This window comes from Labilibaculum sp. (assembly GCF_041595635.1).
GTDB lineage: Bacteria > Bacteroidota > Bacteroidia > Bacteroidales > Marinifilaceae > Labilibaculum.
Genome location: NZ_JBFHJW010000053.1, coordinates 18,560 through 29,236 on the forward strand (window position 1 = coordinate 18,560; position 10,677 = coordinate 29,236).

Genomic DNA, 10,677 nt, shown 5'->3' on the forward strand with positions numbered 1-10,677 from the left:
TTAATAAAACCGTTTCGAATTTTTTTGCCAGTACTTTATCAGGATAAAACCGAAAAGCATTCCACCTAAGTGAGCAAAATGGGCAACATTATCGCCACTCGAATGTTGAACGCCCATAAACAATTCGATAATACCATATCCAATTACAAAATATTTTGCTTTGATTGGAATGGGCGGAAATAAAAGCATTAATTCGGTATTTGGGAATAACATACCAAAGGCCAACAGAATGCCAAATACAGCTCCGGAAGCACCAACTGTTGGAACATTAATATTTTCTATTACCATTCGATTGACCATGGCAGTGGCCTTTTGTATGTCGTAGGAATTGCTTGGATTCTCGGCCCAGCTATTTACAAAATCGGTTACCCAAGGTTGTACAGCGCCCATGTGCTCACGAATAAATTGGAGCATTAAATCTGGTGTTGGAGTGTTCGCAAAAGCGTTTGCAGCAGCTTTCATCGACGAGTAATCTAGCCATCCTACAAAAGTGTGAAGTGCAGCAGCTCCAAGACCGGTAACCATATAGTAGAGTAAAAACCTCTTTGGTCCCCAAACCTCTTCCAATACCCTACCAAACATGAATAAAGCGAACATATTAAAAAACAAGTGGCCTATTCCACCATGCATAAACATGTGGGTAATGAATTGGTGTGGTTTGAAATATTCCGATGCCGGAAAGTGCAGTGCCAATAGGTTGTCGAAATCAAAACCAAAGCTGCCGCCTATGATCATGCTTCCTAAAAGCATTAAAACATTTATTATAATTAGGTTTTTTACAACCGGAGGTAAATTAAGTATAGGAGATCTAAACTGACTCATTCAAATTTATTTTAAGATTTATTATTAGCTAACAATAGTTAGACCATTTATTTTTGGCGAGAAAAGATTGGTAAATTCAGGACAGAATGTCACCTTATTTAAATCTGCTCTCTAGTTCTTGTGATTCAAGAACAGAAATAATTGGCTTCCCATCGGGCGTAAAATTGGGTGTTGCACAGGCGAAAAGCTGATCGATAATGGAACTCATTTCTTCGTTCGAAAGGGTTTTTCCATAATTTAATGCCGAAGCTTTAGCCAATGATTTAGCCAGGTTCTCTCGAATTTTTAGCTTCACATCCATTTGGTTTGATTTGTAATTTGCGAGTAAGTTTTCTACCAATTCTTTCGGATCAGAGTTCTGAATATCGGCTGGAGTACCATTAATTACAAAGGTTTTTTTGCCAAATTCTCGAATATCAAAACCTAAAGCTTTTACATCTTCCAAAATAACCTGCAAAAGAGTGTAATCAGAGGCATTTAACTCTATGGTTTGTGGAAATAGAGTCTGTTGTGCAATTCCCTGATGATTTTCAAGTGAGTTGATGAATTTTTCAAACAAAATACGTTCGTGTGCTTTGCGCTGATCAATGATCATGAGACCAGAGCGAATGGGCGTGAGGATGTATTTGTTTTTCAGCTGGAAAAAATTCTTGGCCTTTTGGATTTTCTCCTGAGGCTCTAACCTTTTTTGTGCCACGGGTTGTTTTTGGGCTTGAGGCTGAAAGTAATCTGGGATATTTTCCCGCTGAATGGCTGCTTGATTTATTTTTTCATCCGCCTCTCGTTTTTTAGGCTCTTCGTATAAAGTTTCCCATTTTTCAGGAACTACTTTTCTTGCTGTTGGGCTTTCAGGAGGAGGAGTTTTGGCTTTAAATTCCTGATAGAATTGGTTTGATTCAAAAGATTTTCGTTCCTCGTCAAAAGGATTATAGCTTTTTTCACCATCAAAAGGATTGTAGTTCGAATCAGCTTCAAAAGGATTAAACTCAGGGTTTACCTTAATCATAGGAGCTTCAACTTCGGTATTACTACCTGCTACTGGAATTTCTAAGCTGTTGTCTTCATCAAAATCGATGGAAGGAACAATATTAAATTTTCCCAAAGCTTCGCGAATGGATGCCTGAATGATTTGGTAGATGGCTCTTTCATCCTCAAATTTAATTTCTGTTTTGGTAGGATGAATGTTTATGTCAATAATTTTTGGATCGACTTCGAAAAAGATGAAATATGGTGGAATGGTTTCAGGAGGCAATATTTTATCGTAAGCCTGCATAATGGCTTTGTGGAAATAAGGATGCCTCATGTAACGGTTGTTCACAAAAAAGAATTGTTCTCCCAGATTTTTCTTGGCATTTTTAGGTTTGCCAATAAAGCCAGTTAAATTAACAATACTAGTGTTGGTGCTAATGCTAATTAATCTTTGGTTCATACTCTTGCCAAAAACATTGATAATTCGTTGGCGGATATGACTAGTTGGGAGGTTGTAAATTTCGCTATCGTTGTGAATAAGCTGAAATGAAATTTCGGGATGTGAAAGTACAATCCGATGAAATTCGGTTAATATATTGCGAAGCTCGGTGGAATTGGCTTTTAAGAATTTTCGGCGTGCAGGAACATTAAAGAATAAGTTTTTTACAATAAAATTGCTACCATCGCTACAAGCAGAAGCTTCTTGAGAAAGTAGTTCGGAGCCATCAATTTTTATGTGCGTACCCAATTCATCTTCGGTGCGTTTACTTTTTAGTTCCACGTTGGCAATGGCCGCAATCGAGGCAAGTGCTTCACCACGAAACCCCATGGTACGAATCGCGAAAAGATCAGTTGCTTTTCGGATTTTAGAAGTTGCATGACGTTCAAAAGCAAGGCGTGCATCGGTAACCGACATGCCACACCCGTTATCTATTACTTGAATGAGAGTTCTTCCTGCATCTTTCAAGTTGATTTTTATAGAGTTAGCTCCAGCATCAATGGCATTTTCCACAAGTTCTTTCACAACTGACGCTGGTCTTTGAACTACCTCACCTGCAGCAATCTGATTGGCTACGTTGTCAGGCAGAATCTGTATCAAATCCGACATATAAATTTCTACTTGTAATGTTTAATTTTTTGTAATGTGTTCGGTAAAATCTAAACAGTCTGTTTTCAGTTGATCAAAAAAGACTAGAATAAATTTATGAAAGGAGAAATTTAAAGGACTCCATCCCATCCGTAAAGGTAAATGTAGGCTGCAAATGAAAGCAAGACAAAAATTAGCAGCAATCTAATGTTCGACTTATTTCTTGCGCCATTTGAATCAAATTTTCCATGACGCAATTCACTTTTCATTCGTCCTTTTATGTTGGGAATGTATTGTTCATTTTCATCCTTCAATCCCATTTCTGCGCGAATCCTTCTTTCCCGGTCTTCTCTTTCCTCTTTTGCAGGATCCCAATATCTGGGTTGAATATTAAATCTCTTGTGTTCAGGTTTATTAAAAAAACTTGTAAATCCCATGATAAAATGTTTTATACCAGTTAAAGTGTTGTTGTAGGTATAATGAAGATACTTTTGTTACTTAAATTATAAAAAGTTTCAGTAAGAAGCCAAAAGAATCAGCAAAAGCAATACTTTTTGTCAAAAGACGTACAAATATACCGAATTTTTCCGGACTTTTTTTTTCGAAAAGTCCAGATCCATCTGTTAAAAGATTCTAAAATATAAAGGTGGAAAAGGATAGTAAATCAATGAATAAAAGCTTATTTGTTTAATTTGTGTCCACAATGACTGCAATAAGCAGCATCCTCAGCATGATCTTCGGCCAAGCAATTTGGGCATACCTGATTCGACTTTTCTTTTGATGATTGCTTGGTGAGTTCGGCGGTAACAATTCCGGTAGGTACGGCAATAACGGCATAACCTATGATCATGACTATGCTAGCAAAAAATTGTCCCAGTGATGTAGCAGGAGATATGTCGCCATAGCCAACGGTAGTAAGAGTTACTACCGCCCAATAAATACCTCTCGGAATGCTGGTGAATCCATTTTCACTGCCTTCTATCAAATACATGATGGTGCCAATAATAATAACTAAGGTGAGTACAGCAAAAAGGAAGACAGATATTTTGATTCGACTTTGGCGAAGTGCTCGAACGAGGATGGCACCTTCTTTGGTGTATCTATTGAGTTTTAAAATCCGAAAAACCCGAAGCAAACGTAGAGCTCTAATTACCATGAATCCATGTGTTCCTGCTATTACAAGACCGAGGTAAGTAGGAAGAACAGAGAGCAAATCGATAATGCCATAAAAACTAAAAATATAGGCTTTGGGTTTTTCAACGATCCAAATTCGAAGAATGTACTCTATGGTGAAAATGCCGGTAATAATCCATTCGGATATTTTTAGTAGAGAATGATAATCTCTTTCAATGGAAGGTACACTTTCTAAGATTACCAGAAGGATACTTAAGAGAATGACGATAAGCAAGGCTAGGTCAAATATTTTTCCTATTCGAGTGTCGGCTTCGAATATAATTTCGTAGAGTTGATCTTGGAGCGTACTCATGGAATAAATTAAGTAAAGGTTTAGATTATAAACTTACTAAAAAAGTATGGGAAGTACCACCATCAGGTAAAAGCCAGTTGCAGAATGATTCTCATTGCTTTTTTTTATACTTTTGAGTAAAATTTGAAGAAGATGAGTATAAAAGATATAAAAGAAAGCTTTTTGGATGCACAAAAAGTTTTGAATGAATTCATAAGCGATGAACAAAATTTTTCGGCTATTGAAAAAGCTGGAGAGGCAATGCTAAGTTCACTAAAAGCAGGAGGTAAGGTGATTTCTTGTGGAAATGGTGGATCGATGTGCGATGCCATGCATTTTGCCGAAGAGTTGACCGGACGTTTTCGCAAGGATAGACCTTCGATGCCAGCCGTTGCCATTTCCGACCCAAGTCATATTACCTGCGTGGCCAACGATTATGGTTTCGATTATATTTTTTCGAGATATGTGGAAGGAATGGGGCAAAAAGGAGATGTTTTGCTTGGAATTAGTACTTCGGGAAATTCAGCGAATATTATTAATGCCATAACTGCTGCCAAGGAAAAAGAAATGATTGTGGTGGGCTTAACTGGTAAATCGGGAGGAGAAATGGCGAGTCTTTGCGACATAGAAATTCGGGTGCCATGGATGCAGTATTCCGATCGGGTGCAGGAAATTCATATCAAGGTAATTCACTGCTTAATTCAATACATTGAATCAAAAATGAAGTACGTGTAAAAATTGGTGCCGTTTTTCATAGCGAAGCCTTATGATAATGGACAGAATGAAATTAACCGACCTGTCCCATACAGAAAAGATGTCGATTTGGCATCTTTTTTTTATGCTCAAATGTGAATGGACATTATTCTATAATTGGAATTATGTTTTGGTTAGTTTTGATATTATTGTTATATTAATAAAATCATTTGGTTCATTAGTTAAACTCACTGATATGCTTGTTAAAACCTATGGGAGTGCAGTGTATGGTATTCATGCAACTACAATTACAATTGAGGTTAATGTTTTCCCAGGAGTTCGTTTTTCTCTTGTCGGATTGCCCGATAATGCCGTAAAAGAAAGTCAGCAGCGAATAGATTCCGCCTTGCGCGAAGTAGGTTATAAAATTCCCGGCAAAAAAATAATAATTAATATGGCACCTGCCGATATTCGAAAGGAAGGATCGGCTTATGATCTGCCTTTGGCCATAGCCATATTAACTGCTACCGAACAAATAAACTGCGAAGTTCTTGATAAATACATTATAATGGGCGAATTATCGCTGGATGGTAGTTTGGTTCCTATTAAAGGCGTTTTGCCCATGGCCATTCAGGCTCGCGAAGAAGGATTTGAAGGATTAATTCTGCCAAAGGCCAATGCTCGCGAAGCTGCAGTGGTGAATAAGTTGAATGTAATTGGGGCCGAGAATATAAAAGAGGTAATCGACTTTTTACAAGGAAAACTCGAGATTCCTCCTACCGAGGTCGATACACGAGCTGAGTTTTATGCACATTTGAATAGTTTCCCACACGATTTTGCGGATGTAAAAGGACAAGAAAATGTGAAGAGAGCCTTGGAAATAGCTGCTGCGGGTGGTCACAACATTATAATGATTGGGCCTCCGGGAGCTGGTAAAACCATGTTGGCCAAGCGGATTTCAGGTATTCTTCCTCCACTTACTCTACAGGAAGCTTTGGAAACTACAAAAATTCATTCGGTTGCTGGAACCTTGGAAAAAAATAGTGCCCTTATGACGCAACGTCCTTTCCGGAGTCCGCATCATACTATTTCAGATGTGGCCTTGGTAGGTGGTGGAACTTATCCGCAGCCAGGAGAGATAAGTTTAGCGCATAATGGAGTGCTTTTTTTAGACGAGCTGCCTGAATTTAAACGCACAGTTTTAGAAGTAATGCGTCAACCACTCGAGGATAGAACCATAACCATATCGCGAGCCAAATTTACGGTAGAATATCCAGCTAGTACTATGCTGATTGCTTCCATGAACCCTTGTCCATGTGGTTATTACAATCATCCAGATAGAGATTGTGTGTGCGGGCCAGGAATGGTTCAAAAATACTTAAGTAAGATTAGCGGTCCCCTGTTGGATCGAATAGACATTCACATAGAAGTAGTTCCTGTATCTTTTGAAAAAATATCGGAAAAACGTTTGGCTGAAAAAAGTGAGGTGATTCGTGCAAGGGTTGAAAAAGCCCGACAAATTCAGGAGAAAAGATTTGCAGATCAGCCAGGTGTTCATTGTAATGCTCAAATGAGTTCGAAGTTATTGCGTAAATATTGCCAGCCCAACGAGGCGGGGAATGCATTGTTAAAAACGGCCATGGAAAAAGTGGGTTTATCAGCCAGGGCCTACGATCGTATTTTGAAAGTTTCGCGTACTATTGCCGATTTAGAAGGCTCAGAAAATATTGAAACCGATCATTTGGCTGAAGCCATTCAGTACCGAAGTTTGGATCGTGACGGATGGGGAGGGTGAAAGATAATTGGGAATGATAATTATTATTACCAATTGTATTTTTTTTGAATCAGTAAGGGCATGCTATGGCATGCCCTTTTTTGTAGTGAATGGCTTGTGAATATGTGTTTTGTTCTGTAGTATTGTCCCAAAAACAAATCATAGGTATTGAACAGGAAACTTTCTGATTGTTAAATTGTAGCAGCCTTATTTTTTGCATGGATGTTTGGCTTCGGGATTGAAAAAGGAAAGTCCGCAGTGTGATTTGGCGAGAGTTCATGGCTGAGGATTTGGAATGAAAAACCCGACCGACAGAAAGGAAGGAATCCCCAATAAATAATGGCGTAAATCACTCAATTTTGAGAAATAAGGGAAAAGAAAAAGCCGATTGCTGCGTTTTTTCCATTGTTTTGTTACATTTGTTTAACTAAAGAATTAAGATTCTTGTGCTAAAAACAAGGCTTTAAAAGAAACAGTTACTATGGGAAATAAATTGAATGATCCTATCGCAAGATTATTGGGATTGCGTTACAAATCTCATCCATGGCATGGTATTGATGTAGGAGATGATGCACCGAATTCGGTAATGGCTTTTATTGAAATGGTTCCTACTGATACAGTTAAATATGAGGTGGATAAGACTAGTGGTTACTTGAAGATTGATCGTCCTCAGAAATATTCGAATGTTGTACCAGCTTTGTATGGATTTTTACCTCAGACTTATTGTGGACATTTGGTAGGAAATTATTGTAGCCAGAAATCGGGTAAAGAAGGCATTGAAGGAGATTTGGATCCTTTGGATATTTGTGTGCTAACCGAAAAAGTAATTTCGCATGGCGATATTATTGCTGAGGTGAGACCTATTGGTGGTTTTCGAATGATTGATGGCAACGAGGCCGATGATAAAATCATTGCAGTTTTAGATAATGATGCGACTTATGGCTCATACAGGGATATTTCGGATTGTTCTGAAGTTGTTGTAGGTCGTTTGAAACATTATTTTTTGACTTATAAAGATATGCCAGGTTTGGATAGTGAGGCCGAAATTACTCATATTTATGGGGCAGATGAAGCCAAGGAAGTGATTACTCATGCGATGAACGATTACAAAACCAAATTTGAGAATTTGGAGGATATTTTAAAACACGTGTAAGTTCACAAAGAAATAATAATTATTATTTAAAGATAATTAGTAGTAAACAGGAAGCGATAATTCTCACGGATTATCGCTTTTTTGTTATCAAAGAAGATAAATTATGGGGTCTTCATTTTAAATTATGATTTTATTGACGAAATATTTGGACAAATGCTGGATATGTACGAGATTAAGACGCATATTGTTATTGATTTAAATAAAGGAGAAAACCAATGAAAATACTATTTGAAACCGAGCGCCTATTTCTTAGAGAAATTCAACCATCTGATGCTGAAAGTATGTTTGAGATGGATTCCGACCCAGAAGTTTATAAGTTCTTAGGTCGTAAACCCATCCGTACTCTTGCACAAAGTAAAAAAATGATTGAATCGATTCGCGATCAGTACAAAAACATTGGCATAGGTCGTTGGGCCATTGTAGAAAAAGAATCGGGAAATTTTGTAGGTTGGACTGGTTTTAAATTTGAAAAGGAAAATGAAAACGGTCAACATGATTTTTATAATCTAAAATTTAGATTGTTGAGAAAATATTGGGGAAAAGGATATGTTACCGAGGCTACTAAAGCTGCTATTCGTTATGCTTTTACAGAACTAAAATTTACTGAAATTTTCAGTATGACTCTGATTAGTAATGTGAAATCGCAACATATTTTAGATAAGCTTGGTTTTACCCTCGAGGACAAATTTATGTATCAGGGCGATGAGATTACCTGGTATAAAAAAGTTAATGATTTATAATTGTTCATAGAATAACTAAATTTATACTGCATCCATATTTTTGAGCTTTTGATGATCGAACACAAGACATCGGAAGCTCTCTTTTTTGCTACAAATCGAGTTTGTAAAATACTAACTTATAGTTGTGTTGTTTGTAGGTAAAATAGGGAAAAGTAATACCCAAACATGTATTTGAAAAGGTTCTCAGTTTGAAAATCAATAAAAATTTCTTCAAACATAAAAGTAGATCAAGCATAATTTTTTTCAATTTGCTTGTTTTCATTCCGTGCTTTTAAAATAAAAGATAACTTAGATAACTCAATTGAAATCATAAAGCAAATTATTTAATCTATGGAAAAATTAGACAACACTGAAAGTAAGAATGAATTACTCTTAGAAGCTCAGGCCGAATTGTACTTGCGTGAAACCAGTAAGTGGGCAAAGTTTCTCTCCATTGTCGGATTCGTTTTTATGGGAATTATGGTTTTGATCGCTGTTATTATATTTGCATTTGCAGGAACAATGGGGAGTATGATGCCATTCCCTATGAGTCTATTGGGATTGGTTTATCTACTAATTGCTCTCCTTTACTGCATCCCAATTTATTTTCTGCTTAGCTTTTCGAATAAGGCGAAGGCGGCCCTTATTTCGCGTAGTTCAGCTACCCTAAGCGAGTCGATGAAATATTTAAAATCGCACTACAAGTTCATAGGAATTTTTACCATTGTGATGTTAGCCATGTACCCAATTGGTATTGTAATTGCTATTATAATCGGTGCCAGTCAAGGATTTTAAAACCATGCAAACCCCTATAATTAAGTTTCCTTTTTGTTCTTGCAGAAAGGGATTTTTTATGAATTACATTATGGTTTTGGTAACAAATTATTTTGTGCGGATCGGGAGAAAATAAGGGGAATGCTACATAATAAGTATTATTACGACGTGTATTTCGAACTTTTATATTGATAGTAAGAGTTTAGTATGTGGATGAGTTTATTATGATTTTTTGTTACTTTTGATAGAACCTAAACGACCTAACTCAACTAGAATGCGTAATCCTAATTGGAGCGAGGAAGAACTCATTCTTGCCTTTAACCTCTACTGTAAAATACCTTTTGGTAAAATTTCCAAATCGAATCCTCAAATTATTCAATTATCTGGATTAATTGGGAGAACACCAAGTGCGTTGGGGTTAAAACTTTCAAATTTGGCAAGTTTCGATCCTAGCCTAAAAGCGAGAGGCATAAAAGGGATGAAGAATGCAGGTAAGAACGACCGCTTAATATTTGAGAAATTTCAAAATGACAGGGAAGGACTTATTTTTCATAGTGAAAGAATTTTGGCCGAATATGAAGGGCTCAGCCTCGAAAAGAAATATGAAAAAGAGCTACCTGAAATGAGCGGTCTAGTTGGGGAAACCAAAGAGCGATATGTGAAAACGCGGGTGAATCAAAATTTCTTTCGCCAGATGATTCTCACAAATTACCACAGCAAATGTGCAGTTACAGGTATTGATTTACCACAGCTTTTAATTGCTAGCCACATATTACCTTGGGCAGAAAATAAAGCTGAACGACTAAACCCCGAAAATGGAATTTGTCTTTCTGCTCTCTATGATAAAGCATTCGATCAACACCTGATCAGTTTTGATGAGGATTATCGAATGATTCTCTCCAAAAATTTAAAAGAATATTGCACCAAGGATTATTACCAAAACCATTTTGGCAAATTGGAAGGACGGGAAATATTTTTGCCGGATAGGGGATTGCCTAATGATTTATTCTTAAAAGCACATAATAGTAAATGTTACTTATAGTCCGTTGATTTAGGAGAGAAGATTTTGAAGCTTGTTCAGGACACGACATGTCGTGTCCGAATTTAAAAAGGGCGTGTCCCTACGGGATTTCGTTTTTTGAATTGAAATTGTTCCAATATTATTTTTGATTTCATTTTTTAGGACATGCTACGGTGTGTCTGTAAGGTTCATTAATTACA

General features: G+C 37.0%; 10 protein-coding genes. 6 read left to right on the top strand and 4 right to left on the bottom strand.

Going from position 1 to position 10,677, the window contains the following annotated elements:
- The 4 genes from ABYT26_RS13630 to ABYT26_RS13645 form a co-directional block, all read right to left on the bottom strand.
- The gene (locus ABYT26_RS13630; protein ID WP_372754810.1) at positions 1-822 is read right to left on the bottom strand and encodes a rhomboid family intramembrane serine protease; all 822 of its coding nucleotides are present in this window, start codon (positions 820-822) and stop codon (positions 1-3) included.
- 94 nt (positions 823-916) lie between these two features.
- Positions 917-2,899 (bottom strand): DNA mismatch repair endonuclease MutL, encoded by a 1,983-nt coding sequence (mutL, locus tag ABYT26_RS13635; protein WP_372754812.1) that lies wholly within the window; start codon positions 2,897-2,899, stop codon positions 917-919.
- Positions 2,900-3,009: 110 nt separating this feature from the next.
- Complete coding sequence (locus ABYT26_RS13640) at positions 3,010-3,315, bottom strand: hypothetical protein (RefSeq protein WP_372754814.1); 306 nt, start codon at positions 3,313-3,315, stop codon at positions 3,010-3,012.
- 242 nt (positions 3,316-3,557) lie between these two features.
- Positions 3,558-4,364 (bottom strand): ion transporter, encoded by an 807-nt coding sequence (locus ABYT26_RS13645; RefSeq protein WP_372754816.1) that lies wholly within the window; start codon positions 4,362-4,364, stop codon positions 3,558-3,560.
- A gap of 132 nt (positions 4,365-4,496) precedes the next feature.
- Here ABYT26_RS13645 and lpcA point away from each other — a divergent pair, with 132 nt between their 5' ends.
- From lpcA to ABYT26_RS13675, 6 genes are all read left to right on the top strand, one after another.
- On the top strand, positions 4,497-5,078 hold the full coding sequence (gene lpcA / locus ABYT26_RS13650; protein WP_372754818.1) for a D-sedoheptulose 7-phosphate isomerase: 582 nt from the start codon (positions 4,497-4,499) through the stop codon (positions 5,076-5,078).
- A gap of 214 nt (positions 5,079-5,292) precedes the next feature.
- On the top strand, positions 5,293-6,831 hold the full coding sequence (locus ABYT26_RS13655; protein WP_372754820.1) for a YifB family Mg chelatase-like AAA ATPase: 1,539 nt from the start codon (positions 5,293-5,295) through the stop codon (positions 6,829-6,831).
- Positions 6,832-7,291: 460 nt separating this feature from the next.
- The gene (locus tag ABYT26_RS13660) at positions 7,292-7,963 is read left to right on the top strand and encodes an inorganic pyrophosphatase (RefSeq protein ID WP_372754822.1); all 672 of its coding nucleotides are present in this window, start codon (positions 7,292-7,294) and stop codon (positions 7,961-7,963) included.
- A 215-nt stretch (positions 7,964-8,178) separates the two neighbouring features.
- On the top strand, positions 8,179-8,703 hold the full coding sequence (locus ABYT26_RS13665) for a GNAT family N-acetyltransferase (RefSeq protein WP_372754824.1): 525 nt from the start codon (positions 8,179-8,181) through the stop codon (positions 8,701-8,703).
- Between the two features lie 330 nt (positions 8,704-9,033).
- A complete protein-coding gene (locus ABYT26_RS13670) occupies positions 9,034-9,477 on the top strand; it encodes a hypothetical protein (RefSeq protein ID WP_372754826.1) in 444 nt (147 codons plus the stop codon).
- A 211-nt stretch (positions 9,478-9,688) separates the two neighbouring features.
- The gene (locus ABYT26_RS13675; RefSeq protein ID WP_372754828.1) at positions 9,689-10,498 is read left to right on the top strand and encodes an HNH endonuclease; all 810 of its coding nucleotides are present in this window, start codon (positions 9,689-9,691) and stop codon (positions 10,496-10,498) included.
- The last annotated feature ends 179 nt before the right edge of the window (positions 10,499-10,677 follow it).